Here is a 21395-nt window from a genome sequence, read left to right as displayed (position 1 = left end):
CACCGGGGGCGCGTGTGCCGCGTCGGCCACGGCGGGCGGTGGCGGGCAGCGGGCTCGCGGCACCGGTGCCGTGCCGGGCGGGCATACGGCGGCAGATGGCGGCGCGGGCGTGGGCGACGGGGAGTGGTGGGCGCGGCGGCTGGTGTCCGACGTGCTGCGCGGGGTGCCCGACGCGCGGCCGTACCGCCGGGTGCTGCGGCTGCTGGTGGAGCGGACCGTGGCCGGGAATCTCCGGGGCGTCTTCGGCGCGTCGTTCTGGCGCGGACTGCCGCTGCCCGAGCAAGACCGCCTCGACCTGCTGCGACAGTTGGTCGTCGCCGACGGGCAGGCCGGAAGCGACCGCTACCTGGACGCCGTCGGCGACTGGCTGCGGGACGACCCCGACACCGTACAGCCGCTGCTCACCCAGTGGTTCACCGACGAGCGGCCGCTGCCCGCGGCCCCGCAGGCCACGGTCGCGGCCGCCGCCCAGGCCCTGCTGCACACCCACCGGCACCGCGCGATCGACGCACTCGCCGACGCGCTCGTCTCCCGCGCACACCCCCGCGGCGACGAACTCCTCGCGGCGCTCGCCGACGACGAGCCCGCCGCCGTCTGCCGCGCCGTGGACCGCTGGGCCCACGACGAGCGCCCCGCGCGCCGGGTCGCCGCGGCCGCCTACGGGCTCAGGGCGGCCCCCCACATCACCGCCGACGCCGACCGCCGTCCGCTCCGGCGTGCGGCGCTCGCCCTGCTGGCCCGGCCCGCCGACTGCACCCTGCACGGGGCCGCGCTCGCCATCCTCGTACGCGACCCGCGCACCCGGCAGCGCCATCTGCCGCTCGCGCTGAAGCGTTTCGAGGCGGCCGACCCGCAGCTCCCCGCGAGCGCCCTGTGCACCGCGCTCACCACACACCCCGAACCCGTCATCGCCGCCTTCCGCACCCGGCTGCGCGCTCCGGGCCCGGCCTCCGGCGAGGTGCTCCGTACGCTCGCCGACGTGACCACGCCCGCACTGGCCCGCCGAGTCGCCGCCCTGGTACGGGACTTCCTGGAACTGCGCCCGGAAGCCGCCGCGTACGCGGCCGGATACCTCGACCGGCGTCTCGAACAGGGGCCCGCCGCCCGAGCGGTGCTGCTGCCCCTGGTGGCCGGGGTGCTCCAGGGCTGCCCCGCTCGGGTACGCCACGACCTCGCGCCCGTACTCGCCGCGCCCGGCACCCCCGTCTCCCGTGCACTGCGCCGAGAGTTGCTCGATCTGCTCCTGGACGCGGAACGGGACCCCGCCGTACTGGACGAGGTCCTCACCGGCGTCGCCGCCGGCGCCGAGCGGCATGGCCAGGCCGCCAGCCGCGCCCTGGTGCACCGCGTCGGACAGCTCCTGGTACGCACGCCCGACGGCGCGGCACGCTTCGACCGGCGCCTGGTCGAGCTGGCCCGCGCCGAGCCCGGCTTCGGCGCGCGGCTCGCCCAGTGGCTGGCCGACACGCCGCGGGACTGGGCCGCCCTGGTCGGCCCCAGCGCCCACCGCATGATCGAGAACCTGTCCGGCCCCCGCCTCCCGGTGGCCTGACCGAGGTCTGACCGAGGCCTGACCGAGGCCTGGCTCCGACGCCCGCGCCCGGCCCGCACCCCCTCGCTTCCGGCCTTCCCGCCCCGGCCGATGCGAACCGCCGGGGCCCGGCATGGCACTCTTAGACCTGCGCAACAATCAGGACGTACACAGGTTCGGCGAGGAGCAAACACCGTGCAGCGCTGGCGTGGCTTGGAGGACATCCCCCAGGACTGGGGGCGCAGCGTCGTCACCATCGGCTCCTACGACGGAGTCCACCGCGGCCACCAGCTGATCATCGGCCGCGCCGTGACCCGCGCCCGCGAGCTCGGCATCCCGTGCGTCGTCGTCACCTTCGACCCGCACCCGAGCGAAGTCGTCCGCCCCGGCAGCCACCCGCCGCTGCTGGCCCCGCACCACCGCAGGGCCGAGCTGATGGCCGAGCTCGGCGTGGACGCGCTGCTCATCCTCCCGTTCACCGCGGAGTTCTCGAAGCTGTCGCCCGCCGACTTCGTCGTCAAGGTGCTGGTGGACAAGCTGCGCGCCCGCCTGGTCGTCGAGGGCCCCAACTTCCGCTTCGGCCACAAGGCCGCGGGCAACGTCGCGTTCCTGGCCGAGCAGGGCCCGACGTACGACTACGAGGTCGAGGTCATCGACCTCTTCGTACGCGGAGAGGCGGGCGGCGGCGAGCCCTTCTCCTCCACTCTGACCCGCCGTCTGGTCGCGGAGGGCGACATGGCGGGCGCCGCCGAGATCCTCGGCCGCCCGCACCGCGTCGAGGGCGTCGTCGTACGCGGCGCCCAGCGCGGCCGCGAGCTGGGCTTCCCGACCGCCAACGTCGAGACCCTGCCGCACACGGCGATCCCGGCGGACGGCGTGTACGCGGGATGGCTGCACGCCGACGGCGAGGCGATGCCCGCCGCGATCTCCGTCGGCACCAACCCGCAGTTCGACGGCACCGAGCGCACGGTCGAGGCGTACGCGATCGACCGTGTCGGGCTCGACCTGTACGGGCTGCACGTCGCGGTCGACTTCCTGGCGTATGTACGCGGCCAGTCGAAGTTCGACTCGATCGAGGCGCTGCTCGAAGCGATCACGGACGATGTGAAGCGCTGCCGCGAGCTGATCGCGGCAGCCGAGGCCTCTGACATCAGCCCGTCCGGCGGCTGAGGACATCCGCCGCGGACGCGTCCCCGGCGGCCGATCCCGCCCAGTGGCATGCCACCCGCGCGTCGCCGCCGCCGGTGAGCACCGGAAGCTCGACCGCCCGGCACGCCTGCTCGACACCGGCTCGCGCGGCCTCCCCGGACGCCAACACCTGGCATCGCTCGTGAAACCGGCACCCACCCGGAATCCGTCCGGGGTCCGGGGGCTCACCGGCCAGCACCACAGGCTCTCCCGGCCCCTCCGGCAGCACGGACAACAGCGCCCGCGTGTACGGATGCTGAGGTGCCGTCAGCACGTCGTCCACGGACCCGGTCTCCACGATCCGCCCCAGGTACATCACCGCCACCCGGTCCGCGATGTTCCACGCGAGCCCCAGGTCATGCGTGACCACCAGCGCCGAAAGCCCGAGGTCCGCCCGCAGCCTGAGCAGCAGCGCCAGGATCTCGCCGCGCACGGACGCGTCGAGCGAGGCCACCGGCTCGTCCGCGACGATCAGTTCGGGGTCCAGCGCCAGCGCGCCCGCGATGACGACGCGCTGGCGCTGCCCGCCCGACAGCTCGTGCGGATAGCTGAGGAAGAAGCGTTCGGGAGGGCGCAGCCCGGCCCGTGACAGGGCCTCGGCGACCTTGGCGCGCTCGCCGCCGCCAGCGCCGCCGTGGATCCGCAGCCCCTCCGCGACGGCGTCGTACACCGTGTGCCGCGGATTGAGCGAGCCGCTGGGGTCCTGGAGCACCAGCTGCACCCGTCTGCGGTACGCCTTGAGGGCGCGGGCCCGGTAGCCCAGCGGCTCGCCCTCGAAAGCGACCTGCCCGCTGCTCGGCCGCACCAGGCCGAGCAGCGCACGGGCCAGCGTCGTCTTGCCGCAGCCGGACTCGCCGACCAGCGCGACGATCTCGCCGCGCCCGATGTCGAGGTCGACGCCGTCCACGGCGCGGGCCGGGGGCGAGCCCCCGCGACCGGGGAAGGCGACGCGCAGCCCGGACGCGCGCAGCAGCGGGAGCGGGGGAGTGGTCACTGCGGGCTCCTCACCGGCGGGTTCGCGGTCGGCGGCGCGGTCGCGGTCGGCGGCGCGGTCGAGGTCGCGGCCGAGGGCGTGGCCGGTGCCGTGGTCGCCGTCGTGTCGACGTGGACGCAGGCCGCGCTCCGCCCCGGCCCCGCGTCCCGCAGCGCCGGGCTCTGCGTGGCGCAGGTCTCCAGGGCGACCGTGCACCGGGGATGGAACGTACAGCCGCCCGGCAGCGCCAAAGGGTCCGGCGGGTCGCCCGGCAGGCCGTGCGGGGCGTGCCGGGACGCGGGGTCGCCGATGCGTGGGAACGCGGCGGACAGGGCCTTGCCGTACGGGTGCCGGGCGTCGTCGTACACCTGCCGGGCGGGCCCCTCCTCGACGATCCGGCCCGCGTACATCACCGCGAGCCGGTCGCAGGTGTCGGCCAGCACCGCCAGATCGTGGCTGATCATGATCAGCGCGACGTCCTGTTCGGCGACGAGTCGCTCGATCAGCTGCAGGATCTGCGCCTGGACCATCACGTCCAGCGCGGTGGTGGGCTCGTCCGCGACGATCAGCCGCGGGGCGCAGGCCAGTGCCATCGCGATCATTACGCGCTGCCGCTGGCCGCCGGAGAGCTCGTGCGGATACGCGCGGGCCCGCGCGGCGGGCAGCCCGACCTGTTCGAGCAGCCGGGCGACCCGCCGCGGCGCGTCGTGCCCGGTGGCCGTGCGGTGGATCAGTATCGGCTCGGCGATCTGGTCCCCGATCCGGTGCACCGCGTTCAGCGAGTGCATCGCGCCCTGGAAGACGATCGAGGCGCCCGCCCAGCGGACCGCGCGCAGCCGCCCCCACCTCATGGTGCGGATGTCCTCGCCGTCGAGCAGGATCTCGCCGGACAGCCGGGTGCCGGGCGGCAACAGCCGCAGCAGCGCGAGCGCCAGCGTGGACTTGCCGCAGCCGGACTCGCCCGCGATGCCGAGTTTGCGGCCCGCCCGGAGGGTCAGGTCGACGCCGCGGACCGCGGCGGTCCCGGAGGCGTAGGTCACCGTCAGGTCCTTGACCTCCAGCAGGGGCCGCGATGTCCCGGTCTCGGCTCCGGTCCCGGTCTCGGTCTCGGCTCCGGTCTCGGTCTCGGATTCGGTTTCTGTCTCGGTCAACGGGATGCCCCCAGCCTGGGGTTGAGTACGGACTCCACGGCCCGCCCGCACAAGGTGAAGGCGAGCGCGACCACGGCGATGGCCAGACCGGGTGGCGCCAGATACCACCAGTTGCCGGAGCTGACCGCCCCCGCCTCGCGGGCGTCCTGGAGCAGCCCGCCCCAGGAGACGACCGTGGGATCGCCGAGCCCCAGGAAGGCGAGGGTCGCCTCGGTGAGGATGGCGCCGGAGATGACCAGCGTGGTCTGGGCCAGCACCAGCGGCATCACGTTGGGCAGGACGTGGCGGCTCATGATGTGGCCGTGGCCGCCGCCCAGCGCCGTGGCCCGCTCGATGTACGGGCGGGACTCCACGGCCAGGGTCTGGGCGCGCACCAGGCGGGCGGTCGTCGGCCAGGTGGTGACCCCGATCGCCAGGATCGTGGTCCAGACCGACCGCTCCAGGACGGTGGCCAGCGCGATCGCCAGGACCAGCGTCGGCATCACCAGAAACCAGTCGGTGACCCGCATGACCACCGTCGCGTACCAGCCACGGAAGTGGCCCGCGGTGACCCCGACGAGGGTTCCGATGGCCACCGACAAGAAGGCGGCCAGCAGCCCGACGGCCAGCGAGACCCGCGCGCCCCACAGCAGCAGGGACAGCAGGTCGCGCCCGAACTGATCGGTGCCCAGCGGGAACCGTCCGCTCGGGTCCTCCAGCGGCGCGCCCGGCGCCCGCGTGACGCTCTGCGCGTCGGGCCCGGTGATCAGCGGCGCCGCGAGCGCGAGCAGCGCGATCACGAGCAGGACGGCGAGACCCGCCAGGCCCGCCCGGTGCGTGCGGTACGCCCGCCAGAACCGGGCCACCGCCCGGCGTCTGCGGGCCCAGGCGAACGCCGCGGTGCCGCTGGCGGTGCTCGGCGTCGTCTCGGTCGTCATCGGCCCACCCTGGGGTCGAGCAGCGGATAGACCAGATCGGCGAGGGTGTTCATCAGGATCACCGCGGCGGCGAACAGGAAGAACAGGGCCTGCACCAGCGGCAGATCGGGCACGCTCAGCGCCTGGTAGAACAGCCCGCCCAGACCGGGCCAGGAGAACACGGTCTCCACCAGGATCGCCCCGGCCACGGTGTTGCCGAGGTTCACGAACAGCAGGGTGACGGTCGGCAGCAGCGCGTTCGGCACGGCGTGGCGGCGGCGCACCACGGCGTCGCGCAGCCCCTTGGCGCGGGCCGTCGTCAGGTAGTCGCCGCCCATCTCGTCCAGCAGCGAGGACCGCATCACCAGCAGCGTCCGCGCGTACTCGACGGCGACCAGGGTGATCACCGGCAGCGTCAGATGGTGGACGACGTCGACGACGTACGCCAGTCCGCTCTCGCCGCCCGACTCCATCCCGCCGGTCGGGAACAGACCGGGGAGCGGGCCGACGCCCACCGACAGGGTGACGATCAGCAGCAGCCCGAGCCAGAAGGACGGCACCGAGTACAGGGTCAGCGCGAACGCGGTGTGGAAGCGGTCGCCGAACCCGCCGCGGCGCCAGGCGGCGCGCGAGCCGAGCCAGATGCCGAGCAGGGTGTAGAGGGCGAACGCGGTGCCGGTGAGCAGCAGCGTCGCGGGCAGCGCCTCGGCGATCTTGTCCATGACCGGGGCGCGGAACTGGAACGACGTACCGAAGTCCCCGCGCAGCACGCTGCCGCAGTAGTCCCTGAACTGCTGCCACAGCGGCTGGTCGAGACCGAACTGGCGGCGCAGCGACTCGATCTGCTCGGTGGACATCTGGCGGCCGCCGGTCATGTGCTTGACCGGGTCGCCGGGGATCATCCGGAACAGGAAGAAGCTGGTGACGAGGACGGCGAACAGCGAGACGGCGGCACCGGCCAGCTTGCCCGCCACATAGCGCGGGTAGCCGCGGGCGGGGTGTGCCCGTGCGCCGCCGTGGGCCGACGGCGGCCCGGCCTGAGGAGCCGGGCCGCCGCCCGGCACGCTCTCCTCGCCCGCCGTCCGCCGCGTGTCCGCCGTCATCGGCTACTCGCGGTCTTCCGCGGTGGACCGGCGACGCAGGATGACCAGCACCCCGGCGCCGACGAGGAGTGCGGCCGCGGCGGCGACGCCGACGACCAGGCCGGTGCCGCCGCCGGTGCCGCCGCCGTCCGTACCGCTCGCCTCGGCGGCCGGGACCGCCGACCACCAGCTCCAGTAGCCGTCCTGGCCGTAGATGTTGCCCGCGTCCGTGGGCATCGTGGTGATCGACTCGATGTGATCGGTGCGATAGGCCTCGACCGCGTTGGGGTACGCCATGACGTTCATGTACCCCAGGTCGTACAGCCGTGATTCCATCCGCTTGACCAGGTCCGCCCGTTTGGCGGGGTCGTACTCGGCCAGCTGCTGGCGGTAGAGCTCGTCGTACCGCCTGTCGCAGATGAAGTTGTCCGTCGCGGCGCTGGACTTGGCCTTGGCGGGCAGCGCGGCACAGGTGTGGATGGACAGCACGAAGTCCGGGTCGGGGTTGACCGACCAGCCGTCGAAGGCGAGGTCGTACTCGCCGTCGTACCAGGGCTTGGACACGTCGTCCCGGCAGTCGACGTTCAGCCCGATGCCCAACTCGCCCCACCACTCGCGCAGGTATTTGCCGATCGCCTTGTCGTTCGGGTCGGTGGCGTGACACAGGATGCGCAGGTCGAGCGGCCTGCCGTCGTCGTCGACGCGCTTGCCGTCGCCGTTGGTCCGGTAGCCCGCCTCGTCGAGCAGCCGGGCGGCGCGCTCGGGGTCGTACGCGATCTTCTGCTCGGCGGACGGCTCCCAGAAGTAGTCCGAGAACCGCGGCGGGATGTAACCCGCGCCCACGACGGCGTGGCCCTGGAAGACCTTGTCGACGATCGTCTCGCGGTCCACGGCGTGGAACAGCGCCTTCCGTACCCGCTGGTCGAGGAGCGCCGGATGGCCGTCGCCGAACTTCTGGCCGCCCTTGGTGCGGGCGCCCGGATTCACCGCGAGGGCGAAGAAGCGCCTGCCGGGGCCCTCGTTGACCGCGATGTTCTCGGTCCGCTTCAGCGACTCGGCCTGCGCCGGGGTGAGCGCCGGGCGGCCCGCGACGAACGAGACCTCGCCCTTGCGCAGGGCGGCGACCGCCGCGTCCTGGTCCTTGTAGTAGCGGAAGACCAGCTCGTCGAACTTGGGCGCGCCACGCCAGAAGTCCTTGTTGGCCTTCAGTTTGACGTAGCTGTCGACTTTGTAGTCGGTGAGGATGAAGGGGCCGTTGCCGACGATCGGGAACTTCTTGTCGTTGTTGAACGTGGTGTAGTCGTCGATGTCCTCCCAGAGGTGCTTGGGCAGGATCGGCACATCGAGGGCGGCCATGGTGGCCTGCGGTTCCTTCAGCTCGATGACCAGCTTGTCAGGGCTGGGCGCGGTCACCGTCTCGAAGTTGGAGACGAAGCTGCCGTTGGCGGACGCGGCGCCCTCGTCGTCCATCATCGTCTGGAACGTCCAGGCGGCGTCCTCGGCGGCGGCCCGCTCGCCGTCGGACCACGTCGAGTCGCCGCGGATCGTGTAGGTCCAGGTCAGCTTGTCGGGTGAGGACTCCCACGCGGTGGCGAAACCGGGGATCGCCTTGTTGTCCTTCGGGTCGTAGTTGGTCAGGTAGTCGTACATCAGCCGGTGGATGCTCGTGCTGACCAGGCGTACGGCGAGGAACGGGCTCAGCGAGTCGACGCTCTGCGCCACCGCGACCGTGAGGGTGGTGGGGCCGTCGGCCCGCGCCTGCGGGGCCGTGGGGTTGACGGGGGCGGCGAGCGCGGCGGTCAGGCCGAGGGCGGCGGCGCCGGACGCCAGCAGGAGACGGAGCCGGGTGAATCCCGCCCTGCGAGGGGTGGTGGGTGTGGGGTGGAGTGCCGGGGCGCGCTGGCCTCTGGTTTCCATCGGTCTCCTAGCGGGGGGGCCACCGGCTTCAGCCGGTGCGGTGCGAGCCCTCACTGGTCTGGCCCCTGGCGGGTTACCGGGGCTGAGTGGGCGGCGGGCCGCCGGGGTACTGCTGGCCCGGCTGGGGCTGGCCGGGCAGCGGCGGGGCCAGCCGCGGCGGCTGGCTGCCGCCCTGCGGCGTCCACAGGCCCTGCTCCCGCTGGGCGCGCGCGAAGTCCTCGGCGACCATGGCGGACAGGGTGAAGTACGCGTCGCGGGTCTTCGGCCGCATCATGTCCAGATCGACCTCGGCACCGGCCGACAGATGCTCGTCGAAGGGGATGACGACCACTCCGCGGCAGCGGGTCTCGAAGTGCTGCACTATGTCGTCGACCTTGATCATCTTGCCCGTCTCGCGCACCCCGGAGATCACGGTCAGGGACCGCGAGACCAGCTCCGCGTACCCGTGCGCGGAGAGCCAGTCCAGCGTCGTACTGGCGCTGCTCGCACCGTCGACCGACGGCGTCGAGATGATGATCAGCTGGTCGGCGAGGTCGAGCACTCCGCGCATCGCGCTGTAGAGCAGGCCGGTCCCGGAGTCCGTGAGGATGATCGGGTACTGCTTGCCCAGCACGTCGATCGCGCGCCGGTAGTCTTCGTCGTTGAACGTGGTGGAGACCGCGGGGTCGACGTCGTTGGCGATGATCTCCAGACCGGACGGCGCCTGCGAGGTGAACCGTCTGATGTCCATATACGAGTTGATGTACGGGATCGCCTGGACCAGGTCGCGAATGGTGGCGCCGGTCTCCCGGCGCACGCGGCGGCCGAGCGTCCCGGCGTCCGGGTTGGCGTCGATGGCCAGGATCTTGTCCCGGCGCTCGGTGGCCAGGGTCGCGCCGAGCGCGGTAGTGGTCGTGGTCTTGCCGACGCCGCCCTTGAGGGAGATGACCGCGATCCGGTAGCAGGACAGCACCGGCGTGCGGATGAGGCCGAGCTTGCGCTGTCGCTCGGCCTCCCCCTTCTTGCCGCCGATCTTGAAGCGGGATCCGGAGCCCGCCTGGCCGCGGCTGCTCCTCGCCTTCTGCTTCTTGTTCAGCAGCCGGTCGGACGACAGCTCGACGGCCGCCGTGTAGCCGAGCGGCGCGCCGGGCGCCTGCCGCTCGCGCTGGTCGTGCGCGACGGGCTGCGGCTGAGCCGGGTGGGGCTGGGGGTGTGCGTGTGCCTGTGGCTGGCCTTGCGGCTGTGGGGCGCCCTGTGGGGTCTCGCCGGGGGCGGGGACGCCGTATCCGCCTTGCGACGGCGGGGTGTTGGCGGGTGCCGGAGCGGTGGGAGGCGTCTGCGGGGGGCCGTAGCCGCCCTGGGGCTGTGCCGGGATCCGGGGTTGTGTCCCGGCTGCCTGGGTGGGGTCCGTCGGCCAGGCCGGGGGCGGCGCGGGCTGCTGCGGGTGCTGTGGCTGCGCCGGAGGCGTGACCTGGGCCTGGACAGGTTCTGCGGGCTGCGGCGCGGGCCACTGCGAGGCCGGGGCCGGGGCCTGCGGTTGGGCGGCGGACGCGGGCGGGAAGGCGGGCGGGAAGGCGGGCGGCAGCGGCGGAAGCCCACCCTGCGGCGCGGGGCCCGGCGTCCACGGCTGACCACCGGACACGGCGTCCCGCATGGCGTCGCCCGGCACGGAATCCTCCGGTGGGGAGCCCTCCGGCACCGCGTCCTGCGGCGCGGAGTCGTCGCCCTCGCCGCCCTCGACCACGTCCTCACCGACAACGGCATCCGCGTCGGCATCCGCGTCGGCATCCGCGTGGGAATCCGCGTGGGAATCCGCCGACTTCGCGGTCTCGGACGCCTCGTCACCGGCCTCCGCCTCGGCAGCGGCCGCCGACGTCTCGTCGTCGCCCGCCTCACCGGCGCCGCGCGCGTCCGCCGCGTCCGCGAACTCCCGCTTCAGCGCGGCGGCGGAGAAGCGCACGGTGGCACCGCTCTCGACGTCACCGCCGCCCGAGCCAGGCACTTCCACCGGATCACCGGAAGGCGGCGGCGGAGAAGGAGGAGGAGTCGAACCAGCGGCCGGGTCCACGGCCCCCGCCGCGTTCTGCGTATACCAGGCAGGCGGCGTGTAGTCGATGGTGAACTCGCCCGTAGCCTCGGGCTCCGCGTCGGACTGATCGTCGACGGGCGAACTCCAGCTCCCGCGGCTCTCGTCCCGATCGCTGCTCACTCATGCCTCCTGGTGTGGTCCGGCACCCACGGTGCCGTGGTGGCGGCCAACGCCGTTCCGGGCCCAGCCTAATCACGGTCACCACGCCTAGGTCTGTCCCGCCAGCGCGGCACCGTACCCGGAACTCGCGTGCCCGTGCGGTGAGTGAGAGTCCCCAGGGCCTTCACCCACCACACACCGGACCGTCCTCGCCTACGCGCGTACGGTGCGTAGCGCGCCTACCGCAGGTCGAACTCCCCGTCGCGTGCCCCGAGGACGAAGGCCCGCCACTCCGCCTCGGTGTACCGCAGCACGGTCTCGGGGTCCAGCGAGGACCGCATCGCCACCGCCCCACCGGGCAGATAAGCGATCTCCACCCGCTCCTCGGCCTCCTCGGTTCCGGGCGGGCACTGCCACTCCACATCCGAGATGTCCAGGGCGTACAGCTCGTCCTTCTCCTGCTGGGTCCCCATGTTCATGTCCTTTCCTGTGCGTTCGCGCCATCCGGCGGCCGGTGCCGCCAGAACTCATGCTGCCCCGTACCGGCCCGCCGCGAAGCCGAACCCGTCGGCCGCGACCGTCGGGGCTCGCCGTCAGTCCATCAGTCCATTCTCCGAGCCGTACCCAGCAGCCCGGACTCCGCGTCCGTCCCCTGGGTCCGCACCCACCGTCGCTCCCCTCCGGAACACCACAGCGTGACCCCGTCGGCCAGCGTGGGCAGCGCCTCGGACTCCGCCCGCGACAGCCCGAGTATCCCGCCGATCCGCTCCGCCTCACCCGGCGAGACCCGCTGCACGCCCACCAGCGCCGAGCCACGCAGCAAACCGGGTGCCACGGGGCTCAGATACGGCAGCAGCGTCAGCACCGACCGCCACGGCGACGCCACCACCCGCCCGCGCGGCGGCCGCGCCCCGCAGTCCCGCACCACCAGGGCCGGACTGTCCACCGTCGCCCCCATCGGCGGCACCCGGCCCACGTCATGCAGGGTGACGCACCGCAGCCCGGCCCCCGCGGCCTGCGCCAGGGCGGCCCACGCCTGCGCACGGCCGGTCTCGATGGCCACCCGCGCCCCCGTACCCGCCGCACGCAGGGCCAGCGCCTGCGCCGTCCACAGCCCGCCGATCAGCAGCACCTCGTACGGCACCGGCCGGTGGAACCCGATGAGCTGCGGATGCCCCGCCGCGTCGTCGCCGAGCACCACACCGTCGTCCCCGACGGGCAGCGACAGCGCCCCCAGCGCGTCGGTGGCCACCGTATGCCCCGCGTGCCGCGGCCCCACCAGACCGAGACCCCGCGGGCGGCTCTCGCCGGACCCGCTCATCCTCCCGGTCACCGCGCGCCGCCCAGTGGCAGCGTCGCCAACACCCCCGGAAGCTGCTCCCGGTCCAGGTGTACGAGGGACACCTTCGCCGAGCGCGCGGCGGCGACCAGGGCCCGCCGCACCCCGACCAGCTCGTCGTCGGAGCCTCCGGTGACCCGCACATGACCCGCCACCCGCGTCAACCCCCGGTGCCCGGCACGCCGCACGGTGAGGCTGAGGGTGGTCGCGTACGAGGGTATCGCGGTCATCGACGCGACCAGCCGGGGCAGCGGGCTCGCGGCCGGACCCAACTCGGGCCAGCGGCCCACCGCGTAGGCGGTGTGCCAGCGGTCGTCGCAGCGCCAGGCCCGCGCGGTCTCGGCGGTACGCCGCCGCGGCGCGGCGTCCGTACGGGTCGCGCGCGCCGCCTGGACCGGATTGGCGCAGGCAGCCGTGGCCACCGCGGAGTGCAGCTCCTCCTGATCGAGTACGACGGCACGGAACCCCGCGCCGATGACCCGGCTCGCCAGGTGGTCGGCCGCGCGCACCAGGCACCGCTGAGCGCCTTCGACGCCCCCGCCACGCGCCTCGACAGCCTCCGGGCACAGCTCAGGGTCCAACTTCAGCGCCACCCACGTCATCCGCACCGCAGGCGCCCCGGCCTGCTCCCGCAAGGGCAGGTACGACAGCCGGGCCACGCACCGCCGGGGCAGCCGCGGCGCGGGAGCGGGCCGTACCTGCTGCACCACCTGGGCGGACTCCAGCGCGATGTCGTCCACCGCGAGAGCGTCGGCCAGCAGCGGCAGCGGGAGGGCTCGCGCCCCGAGCGCCGGGCGCACCATCGCCCCACCGGCCTCGACCCGTACCACCGCGGTGAGGAAGGCGCCGTCGCCGAGCATCCCGACCGCGCGCCGGTCCCGGCCCGCGTACGGGCACGGGCGCAGCCCCGGCGCGCACTCCACCACGGGCGCCAGCCTCGCGTCCACGCCGTCCGGCGGCGGCTCGGCGGACAGCCGCCGACGAGCACGGAACGCGAGCACCGTGGACGCCCAGTCCTGCACGCCGCGCCCACGGCGGCGCGGCACGGCCAGCAGCACCAGCGAGGCGGCCAGCACGACGGCGGACGCCAGCCAGCGCCCGCCCGCGACGCACCCGACCGCGACCAGGGCGAGCGCCACCTCGACGAGGACCAACCGCGGCAGCGGGACCGGGCCGCCGCGACGCGTCCCCGAGAGCGGACGCAAGGTCGCCGCCCGAGGCGAGGCGCCCCCGTCACACCGTTGCCACCGGGAAGCGTCAACACCTGGCGCGGCGGTCAGCCCCCCACGCCCACGCGTCGCCGTACCCACCGTCAGCTCACCTCCTCCAGCCGGTACTCCAGCGCCGAGCGCCCCGAACCGGTCGCTCGCACAGGCCTGTTGAAAGTCGGATCACCCTGACTGAGCAGGATGGGCAGACCATCTACGGGCATAGTAGGGGGCCGGTACGACAACGGGCCCCGCGATGTGTTACGGGAGCCCACCCGTTCAGCGGGGAGAGGGACAGAGAGACACATGGCATCGCGGCGGGACGAACTCAACGCCTACACCTTCGCGAAGCGGAGGCTGGTCGCGCAGTTCCTGCGTCCCTGCCCCACCGGCACGGACGAGGGCGCGCCCAAGCCCTTGCGCGGCGTGCTGCCGAGCGTGATCGTCGCCGTGGTGCTGCTCGCCGCCTTCGGCGCGTGGGGCATGGTCAAGCCGGTCGCGCCCAAGGACTGGGACACCCCCGGCGCGAACGTCATCGTCGCCAGCGAGTCCACCGCCCGCTATGTGGTGTTGCGGACCAAGGCGGCGGGCGAGGACCGGGTGCGGCTGCACCCGGTCCTGAACATGTCCTCCGCCAAGCTCCTCCTCGACCCGGACCGGGCCGAGGTCGTCGACGTCGACGACTCGGTACTCGACGGCGGCACGATCCCGCACGGCGCGACCCTCGGCATCCCGTACGCCCCCGACCGGCTCCCGGACAAGGACGAAGCGGGCGCCGCCAAGCGCTGGGCGGTCTGCGAGAGCCCCGGCGCGGACGGCAGGGGCATCCGGAAGGCGGCGTTCGTCCTCGCCGGGAGCGACCAGCGGAAGACCGAGGGCGCGGGCCGCCTGCGCGGCGGCGAACTCCTCTACGTACAAACCCCCGACGCGACCCGGTACGTCGTCGACGCCCAGGGCCGCGCCTACGAGATCGAGCGGGACGAACTGCTGCTGCGCGCGGTGGTCGGCCAGGGACGCACACCCCAACGAGTGACCCGCGACTGGCTGGACACCCTGCACAAGGGTGACCGCATCACCTTCCCCAAGATCGACGGAACTCCGGGCGCCGACGCGGCCGTACCCGGCGGCCACCGCGTCGGCATGGTCCTGGAGTCCACGGACGGCGCCGGGAAGCAGAAGTACCTGGTGCTGCCGGACCGGGTGGCCCCCGTATCGGACTTCACGGCGAAACTCCTGCTCAGCAGCCGCGACCTGGTCGACGTCGGCCAGCGCGACCAGGCCGAGCGGGTCAGCCCCGCCGCCATCAGGCCCGGCAAGCCGTACGGCAGGCACCGCAGCTGGCCCCAGAGCCTCCCGGTCCCGGTCAACGCCGCGCACCCCGAGCGGGGCGGCCGCGACACCGTCTGCACCGTCCTGCGCGACGTCGACGACCGGGACGGCGCCACGACCCTCAGCACCTGGGCGGGCGCCGACTTCCCCCTCCCGCTCCCGCACGGCGCCAGCAGCGCCTACGTCACCCCCGGCTCCGGCCAGCTCTACCGGCAGTTCCAGGGCGAGGAGACCGGCTCGGGCCCCCTCTTCCTGGTCACCGACACCGGCGTGCGCTACGCGCTGGCGGAAGCCCGACAGGCCCGGAACCGCCTGGGCTACCAGGACGTCCCAGCGGCCCCCGTCCCGCTCGCGTGGTCCTCGTTCCTGCCCGTCGGTCCCCGCTTGTCGACGGCCGCGGCCCGCCAGCCGCAGGGGCTCCCGGCCCCGTCCACCGCGTTGGCCGACACGCACGCCCGGTGCGCCTTCCCCGGTGAGACGTACGAGGGCCGGCCCTGGTCGCTGCGGCGCGTCCCGCTCGACGAACTGTGGGAGCAGTCCACGGGGAAGGGCGTACGCGTCGCGGTCATCGACACCGGCGTGGACGTGGGGAACACCCAACTCGCCCCCAACGTGGACACCGCGAGCGGCCGCACCTTCCTGCGCGAGGACCTCAAGGACGGCAACCTCAAGGACGGCAACCTCAAGGACGACAACTTCAAGGACGGCACCACGGACACGGTCGGCCACGGCACGAAGGTCGCCGGAATCATCGCGGCCCGCCCCGCCGAGGGCACCGGATTCGTCGGCCTGGCCCCGGACGCCACGATCATCCCGATCCGGCAGAACGACGCCGCCCGCAACGGCACCGCCGAGGATCTCGCCGCCGCGATCCGCTACGCGGCGGGTGAAGCCGAGGCCGACGTCATCAACATCTCGCAGCACACGGCCGACCCGGTCACACCGACCTCAGCCCTGAGGCAGGCCGTGGACGAGGCCCTGGCCAAGGACGTCGTGATCGTCGCGTCGGCGGGCAACGACGGCATCGGCGGCGACGTCGAGAAGCCCTACCCGGCGTCCTACCAGGGCGTGCTCGCCGTAGCCGCGGCGGACCGCGACAACCAACGTGCGCCGTTCTCCCAGTCCGGCGACTTCGTCGGCATCGCGGCCCCCGGAGTGGACATGGTCTCCACCGTGCCCGGCGGCGGCCACTGCGCCGACGACGGCACCAGCTTCGCCGCCCCGTACGTCGCCGGGGTCGCCGCGCTCGTCAGGGCCAAGCACCCGGACTGGACCCGTCAGGAGGTCGTGGCCCAGCTTCAGCAGACCGCCGAACGCTCGATCGCGGGCCACGACCGCCTGGTCGGCTGGGGCGTGGTCGACCCGGTCCGCGCCCTCATCGAGGACGAGACCCGCGGCGACAGGCCGGTGGCCCGCGAGGGCGTCACCAGGGCCGAGCCGCCCGCCGTCGCGCGGCTCCCGCTCGGCGAGACCCCGCAGGAGCGGAACGCCCGCCTGGCGACGTACACGGTCGTCGCCGGCGGCGTACTGGTGGCCGCGATCTCGGGAGGCGCGGTGGCCCTACGAGACTCACGAACGCGCGAACGAACCACGCGAGAAGGCAACGAGAGAGGTCACCCATGAGCGACGGCCGCAAGCTGAACGACCACCAGGTCAAGCTCCTGCAGAAGGACATCCTGCTGCGCTACGAGTCGGTCAAGGGCCAGGTCGTCGCCCTGCAACAGACCCTGGACACCATGGAGGCCCAGTGGCGGGGCATCGGCGCGGGAGCCTTCAACGACAAACAGCGGCTCATCAACCAGCGCATGCAGAGCATCGGCCGCACCCTGCTGGACTTCCTGGACAACATCGAGCTCACGAAGAAGGACAAGGACCGTCTCGAAGACGGCGTGCGCGCGACCATGAACAGCGTCGACGTCGAACTCGGCGCCTCGAAGTCCGCCATCAGCGGCTACTGACGAAGGAACGGACGAAGGAACGGACGAAGGAACGGACGAAGGAGACTGACAGCGTGGCCACGAACAACCCCGACGAACTCGCCGTCAAATACGGCGGACTCGACGCCATCACGACCGTGCTGGGCAACCAGGCGAAGAAGCTCGACGACGACCTCAGGGCCCTGAAGACCGCCATGGAGCGGGTCGCGGCGGGCTGGGAGGGGGAGGCCCACAGGGCGTTCACACGGCAGCAGAAGCAGTGGGACGCGGACGCCACCGCCATCCACACGGCCCTCAAGGAGATCTCCAGGAGGGTCACCGACGCGGGCGGCGACTACCGCGGCGGCGACCTACGAGCCGCGGGCTACTTCCAGTAGCCGACGTCTCAGAGCTCCGGCGGCATGAGGCCCGTCTGGACCAGCGGGTACCCGCGCCGCCGCGAGACGAAGGTGCCGCGCCCGGCAGGCATCGGCCGCGGCCGCGTCTTCCTCAGGAGCTCACCCTCACCGGGGTCGCCGGACAACACCACACCCTGCGCGCCCAGTTCCAGCATGCGCTGCGTGAAGGGCTCGTACGACGCGCGCCCGGCGCCCGCCGTGCTCCGGGCGATGAGGAAGCGGACGCCGACATCGCGGGAGAAGGGGAGCAGCTCGGTCAGCGGGGCGAGCGGGTTGCCGCTCGACGTGGAGACCAGGTCGAAGTCGTCGACGACGACGTACACCGTGGGACCCTGCCACCAGCTGCGGTCCCGGAGTTCTCGGGCCGTCACATCGGGGGACGGGGTGCGGCGTTCCATCATGTCGGCCAGCGCCGCGATGTGGTGGTCCATGGCGTGGGACAGCGGGACGTACTCGGCCAGATGAGACGCCGGGACGGCGTCCAGCAGGGAGCGCCGGTTGTCGACGACGAGGAGCTTGGCGCCGTTCCCGTCCGGGTAGCGCTCCGTGAGCTGCCTGATCAGCAGCCGGAGCAGGTTCGACTTCCCGGACTCGCTCTCGCCGAAGACGAGGAAGAACGGGTCGCGGTCGAAGTCGACGAACACCGGCGACAGGCTGTCCTCGTCGATGCCGAAGGCGACACCGCGCTCCGGCCGGGCGCCGCCCGCCGGAAGGCTCGCGACCGGCAGCTCGCGCGGCAGCAGCCGCACCGGCGGGGCGCCGGGGGCGGTCCAGCGCCGGGCGCCCTCATCGGCCAGGGCCGCCGTGGCGTCCGACAGGCCGCGGTCCGAGCCGATCCCGTCGATCCGCGGCACCGCCGCCATGAAGTGCAGCTTCTCCGGGGCGATCCCGCGCCCCGGCACACCGGCCGGCACGTTCACCGCGGCCTTGCGGTCGATGTCGGAGTCCATGACGTCACCGAGTCGCAGTTCCAGGCGGTTCATCAGATGGTCCTTGAGGCCGGCCCTGACCTCCATCGACCGGGACGCGGTCACGACCAGATGGACGCCGTAGCCCAGGCCGCGCGCCGCCAGGTCGGTGACCAGCGTCTCCAAACCCTCGTACTCGGCACGGAAGTTCCCCCACCCGTCGACCACCAGGAACACATCACCCCACGGCTGCTCCTCCACCGGGATGTCGCCCCGCGCCCGCATCCTGCGGTACGTGGCGACGGAGTCGATGCCGTGGCCGCGGAAGTACTCCTCGCGCCGGGTGAGGACCCCGTACACCTCGGCGACCGTACGCCGCACCCGCTCGGGGTCGAGGCGGGACGCGACCGAGCCCACATGCGGCAGCCCGGCCACGGACGCCAGACCGCCACCGCCGAAGTCGAGACCGTAGAACTGGACCTCCCGCGGCGTGTGGGTCAGCGCGAAGGACGCGATCAGGGTGCGCAGCAGCGTCGACTTGCCGGACCGCGGGCCGCCGACGATCTGCAGATGGCCCGCCGCGCCCGAGAAGTCCCGGTACAGCGGGTCGCGGCGCTGCTCGAAGGGCTTGTCGAGCAGCCCCAGCGGGACGACGAGCCGCCCCGCGCCCGCGTAGCCGGGCTGGGCCAGGCCGCGCCCCGGCACCTCCGCGAGCCCCGGCAGGAGTTCGTCCAGCGGCGGCGGGGCGTCCAGCGGCGGCAGCCACACCTGGTGCGCCGACGCCCCGCGCCCCTCCAGACGTCGCACCACGACGTCGAGGACCGTGTCGGCCAGCGCGTCGTCTTCGAGCGGCCCCGCGCCGGGCGTCGCCGTCGGCGCGTCGGGCCGTACGTGACTGACCGGCACCTCGGCGGCCGTGAACGGCACCGGCCCGCGGCTCAGCGGCAGCGGCCCTGAGGCGTCGGCGGCCCGCCGGGACTCGGCCCGCCGGGACCCGGCACGGTAGGCCCCGGACACGTACGCCGCCTTGAAGCGGACCATCTCGTCCGTGCCGAACGTGAGCAGCCCGGAGCCGGGGACGTTCGGCAGCGCATAGGCGTCCGGGACCCCGAGCGCCGCACGCGACTCGGCCGCGGAGAACGTCCGCAGCCCGATCCGGTAGGACAGGTAGGTCTCCAGACCGCGCAGCCGCCCCTCCTCCAGACGTTGCGAGGCCAGCAGCAGATGCACGCCCAGCGAACGCCCGATGCGCCCGATCCGCACGAACATCTCGATGAAATCCGGCTTCGCGGTGAGCAGTTCGCTGAACTCGTCGATCACCAGGACGAGTGAGGGGAGCGGCTGGAGCGCGGTCCCCGCCGGATCCGCGGCGCCCGCGGCACGCGCCTTCTCGTAGTCGTGGACGTTCGCGTGGTTGCCCGCGTCCCGGAGCAGCTCCTGGCGGCGGTTGAGCTCACCGCTGAGGGAGTCGCCCATCCGGTCCACCAGGGTCAGATCGTCCGCGAGGTTGGTGATGACCGCGGCGACATGCGGCAGTCGGGACATCCCGGCGAAGGTGGCGCCGCCCTTGAAGTCCGCCAGGACGAAGTTGAGGGTCTCCGACGTGTGCGTGACGGCCAGGCCGAGCACGAGCGTACGCAGCAGCTCCGACTTGCCGGAGCCGGTCGCCCCGACACACAGCCCGTGCGGGCCCATGCCCTCCCGCGCGGCCTCCTTCAGGTCGAGCAGCACCGGCGCGCCGTCCTCGCCGACGCCGATCGGGACGCGCAGCCGCTCCGCCTGTGCGCGCGGCCGCCAGGTACGCGAGACGTCCACGGACGCGGCGTCGCCCAGGTCCAGCAGGTCGGTGAACTCCAGGTCGGCCAGCAGCGGTTCGTCCTCGTCGCCGCCCGACGGCATCCGCAGCGGGGCCAGCTGCCGGGCCAGCGCCTCGGCGGCCGCCAGGCTCAGCCGGTCGGGGACCCCGTCGTAGGCGACGCCGTGCCCCGGCTCCAGGCGCAGCGTGTCGCGGTCCACCACCGCCGAAAGACCGCCGCGCGGCCCGCCGAGCCCGCCGAGTTCGCCGGGCGCGACCTCGACGACCGTCACGCCGAGCAGGCCGTCGGCCGCGGCGAGCGGCGACGCCGGTGGCAGCGGCGAACCGTCCAGGACGACCAGGATGTGCGGCTGGTCGAGCGGCGGCTGACCGCCGGTCCTGAAGCGCGGGCGGCCCTCAAGGCGCGCGGCCAGCGCCTCGTCCAACACGCGCGCGTCGGCGGTGATCAGTCTGCGGCTGCCCGCACCGTCCGGCGCGCCCGGTGACTGCGCGTGCGGCAGCCACTTGGCCCACTCCCACTGCCCGGCCGCGCCCCGCCCGGCGGCGATCGCGACGACCAGGTCGTCGGGGGAGTGCAGCGCCGCCAGCGAGCCGACCATCGCACGGGCCGCGGAGCGTACGGAATCCGCGTCGCCGCTGAGCGTCAGGTGCGGGAAGGCGCGTAACGACACGGCCATGGGCAGCCCGTCCAGCGTGCTGTGCGTGCTCAGGAACCGCCGCATCGCGTCCGCCGTCAGCGGCTCCAGCTCGTCCGCCGGAGCCGTCTCGGGGGCGACGAGCTCAGTGGCCAGCCGCTGGCGGCCCAGGCCGATCCGCACCTGGCCGAAGTCGTGGTCGCCGACCCGCCGCTCCCAGACCCGGCCGCCCTCGGCGACCAGCGCCCACAGCTGCTCGGGCGCGGGATGCAGGAAGAACTGCGCGTCGCGCTGCGACCGAGCCGTCCCGCGTACCGTACGCCGGGTCCGCGCCAGGTACTTGAGATAGTCGCGCCGCAGGTCGGCCAGCTGGCCCTGGGCGCCGCGGCGGTAGCGTACGAGTGTCGCGGCGGCCAGCGCGACCGTCGAGGCGATCATCACCATGCCCATGATCCGCATGATCGGATGCGGCGTCATAAAGAAGAAGACGACCGAACCGCCCATGCCGAGCATCGGCAGAAGCTGCAAGAGCGCGCCCTCCTGCTGCCCACGGGGCAGGGCGGGCGGCGGCCGCAACCGCACCTGTTCGCCTGGCACTTCGGCGGGCATCGCGCGCGGCGGGCGCTTGACGACGATCTGGCTCACAGCTCACTGATTCCCTTGCCGGACGGCACCGCTCCGCTGCCGGACGGCACCGCTCCACTGCCGGACGGGATAGCTCCGCGCGCCGCCCCCTGGCGACGGGCGCCGTCCGCGGAGCGCGATCCTACGTCGCGGACGCGAGGGGTGATCCTCCGTGCGGACGAGCGCGCCGCTGAGCGGTAGGCTGCCGCCCCGCTGCGCGGCCGCCCGAGAACCACCGCACACGGCCGGGCAGTTCAGCCGCCGTCCAGGCTGAGGCCCGTGCGCCGGGCCGAGCC

14 protein-coding genes and 1 pseudogene are annotated in these 21395 nt (G+C 73.5%); 5 read left to right on the top strand and 10 right to left on the bottom strand.

The features are described from left to right. Both ACX6XY_RS26845 and ACX6XY_RS26840 read left to right on the top strand, forming a co-directional pair. Positions 1-1552, top strand: a pseudogene (locus tag ACX6XY_RS26845) (serine protease); the annotation flags it as partial. Positions 1553-1726: 174 nt separating this feature from the next. Continuing rightward, positions 1727-2701, top strand: coding sequence for a bifunctional riboflavin kinase/FAD synthetase (locus ACX6XY_RS26840; RefSeq protein ID WP_460336055.1), 975 nt, complete (start codon positions 1727-1729; stop codon positions 2699-2701). Here the strand turns inward: ACX6XY_RS26840 and ACX6XY_RS26835 are convergent. The 9 genes from ACX6XY_RS26835 to eccE form a co-directional block, all read right to left on the bottom strand. Then, positions 2682-3713, bottom strand: coding sequence for an ABC transporter ATP-binding protein (locus ACX6XY_RS26835; protein WP_460336052.1), 1032 nt, complete (start codon positions 3711-3713; stop codon positions 2682-2684). The two genes, ACX6XY_RS26840 and ACX6XY_RS26835, sit on opposite strands and share 20 nt — an antisense overlap. Beyond that, positions 3710-4843, bottom strand: coding sequence for an ABC transporter ATP-binding protein (locus ACX6XY_RS26830; protein WP_460336049.1), 1134 nt, complete (start codon positions 4841-4843; stop codon positions 3710-3712). Before ACX6XY_RS26830 ends, ACX6XY_RS26835 begins: the two co-directional genes overlap by 4 nt. Next, positions 4840-5760, bottom strand: coding sequence for an ABC transporter permease (locus tag ACX6XY_RS26825; RefSeq protein WP_460336046.1), 921 nt, complete (start codon positions 5758-5760; stop codon positions 4840-4842). The genes ACX6XY_RS26830 and ACX6XY_RS26825 overlap by 4 nt, the downstream gene beginning before the upstream one ends. Next, positions 5757-6842: an ABC transporter permease gene (locus ACX6XY_RS26820; RefSeq protein ID WP_460336043.1), complete on the bottom strand. Its 1086-nt coding sequence runs from the start codon at positions 6840-6842 to the stop codon at positions 5757-5759. Before ACX6XY_RS26820 ends, ACX6XY_RS26825 begins: the two co-directional genes overlap by 4 nt. A gap of 3 nt (positions 6843-6845) precedes the next feature. Continuing rightward, positions 6846-8738 carry an ABC transporter substrate-binding protein gene (locus ACX6XY_RS26815; protein ID WP_460336040.1) on the bottom strand — a complete coding sequence of 631 codons (1893 nt, stop codon included), beginning with the start codon at positions 8736-8738 and terminating at the stop codon, positions 6846-6848. A 73-nt stretch (positions 8739-8811) separates the two neighbouring features. Next, positions 8812-10926: an SCO5717 family growth-regulating ATPase gene (locus ACX6XY_RS26810; protein ID WP_460336037.1), complete on the bottom strand. Its 2115-nt coding sequence runs from the start codon at positions 10924-10926 to the stop codon at positions 8812-8814. Positions 10927-11144: 218 nt separating this feature from the next. Beyond that, positions 11145-11378: a DUF397 domain-containing protein gene (locus tag ACX6XY_RS26805; protein ID WP_460336034.1), complete on the bottom strand. Its 234-nt coding sequence runs from the start codon at positions 11376-11378 to the stop codon at positions 11145-11147. Positions 11379-11506: 128 nt separating this feature from the next. Then, on the bottom strand, positions 11507-12226 hold the full coding sequence (locus ACX6XY_RS26800; RefSeq protein WP_460336032.1) for a hypothetical protein: 720 nt from the start codon (positions 12224-12226) through the stop codon (positions 11507-11509). An 8-nt stretch (positions 12227-12234) separates the two neighbouring features. Continuing rightward, positions 12235-13554 carry a type VII secretion protein EccE gene (gene eccE / locus ACX6XY_RS26795; RefSeq protein ID WP_460336029.1) on the bottom strand — a complete coding sequence of 440 codons (1320 nt, stop codon included), beginning with the start codon at positions 13552-13554 and terminating at the stop codon, positions 12235-12237. Positions 13555-13653: 99 nt separating this feature from the next. Here eccE and mycP point away from each other — a divergent pair, with 99 nt between their 5' ends. Genes mycP through ACX6XY_RS26780 form a run of 3 tightly spaced genes read left to right on the top strand, consistent with a single transcriptional unit; the run spans position 13654 to position 17095 of the window. Continuing rightward, on the top strand, positions 13654-16404 hold the full coding sequence (mycP, locus tag ACX6XY_RS26790) for a type VII secretion-associated serine protease mycosin (protein ID WP_460336026.1): 2751 nt from the start codon (positions 13654-13656) through the stop codon (positions 16402-16404). Then, positions 16401-16739, top strand: a complete 339-nt coding sequence (locus ACX6XY_RS26785) for a WXG100 family type VII secretion target (protein ID WP_460336024.1) — start codon at positions 16401-16403, stop codon at positions 16737-16739. The genes mycP and ACX6XY_RS26785 overlap by 4 nt, the downstream gene beginning before the upstream one ends. Positions 16740-16792: 53 nt before the next feature. Further along, the gene (locus tag ACX6XY_RS26780) at positions 16793-17095 is read left to right on the top strand and encodes a WXG100 family type VII secretion target (protein ID WP_460336021.1); all 303 of its coding nucleotides are present in this window, start codon (positions 16793-16795) and stop codon (positions 17093-17095) included. Positions 17096-17103: 8 nt separating this feature from the next. On the opposite strand, the gene eccCa is transcribed toward ACX6XY_RS26780, so the two are convergent. Further along, on the bottom strand, positions 17104-21120 hold the full coding sequence (gene eccCa, locus ACX6XY_RS26775) for a type VII secretion protein EccCa (protein WP_460336018.1): 4017 nt from the start codon (positions 21118-21120) through the stop codon (positions 17104-17106). Between the last annotated feature and the right edge of the window lie 275 nt (positions 21121-21395).

It is taken from the genome of Streptomyces sp. O3, assembly GCF_054788135.1.
This window is presented reverse-complemented; position numbering and strand designations above follow the sequence as displayed.

Bases quoted from the DNA above. Each gene is read 5' to 3' on its own strand.
- ACX6XY_RS26825 (WP_460336046.1), bottom strand. From the start codon at position 5,760: ATGACGACCGAGACGACGCCGAGCACCGCCAGCGGCACCGCGGCGTTC.
- ACX6XY_RS26820 (WP_460336043.1), bottom strand. From the start codon at position 6,842: ATGACGGCGGACACGCGGCGGACGGCGGGCGAGGAGAGCGTGCCGGGC.
- ACX6XY_RS26815 (WP_460336040.1), bottom strand. From the start codon at position 8,738: ATGGAAACCAGAGGCCAGCGCGCCCCGGCACTCCACCCCACACCCACC.
- ACX6XY_RS26805 (WP_460336034.1), bottom strand. From the start codon at position 11,378: ATGGGGACCCAGCAGGAGAAGGACGAGCTGTACGCCCTGGACATCTCG.
- ACX6XY_RS26800 (WP_460336032.1), bottom strand. From the start codon at position 12,226: ATGAGCGGGTCCGGCGAGAGCCGCCCGCGGGGTCTCGGTCTGGTGGGG.
- mycP (WP_460336026.1), top strand. From the start codon at position 13,654: ATGGGCAGACCATCTACGGGCATAGTAGGGGGCCGGTACGACAACGGG.
- ACX6XY_RS26785 (WP_460336024.1), top strand. From the start codon at position 16,401: ATGAGCGACGGCCGCAAGCTGAACGACCACCAGGTCAAGCTCCTGCAG.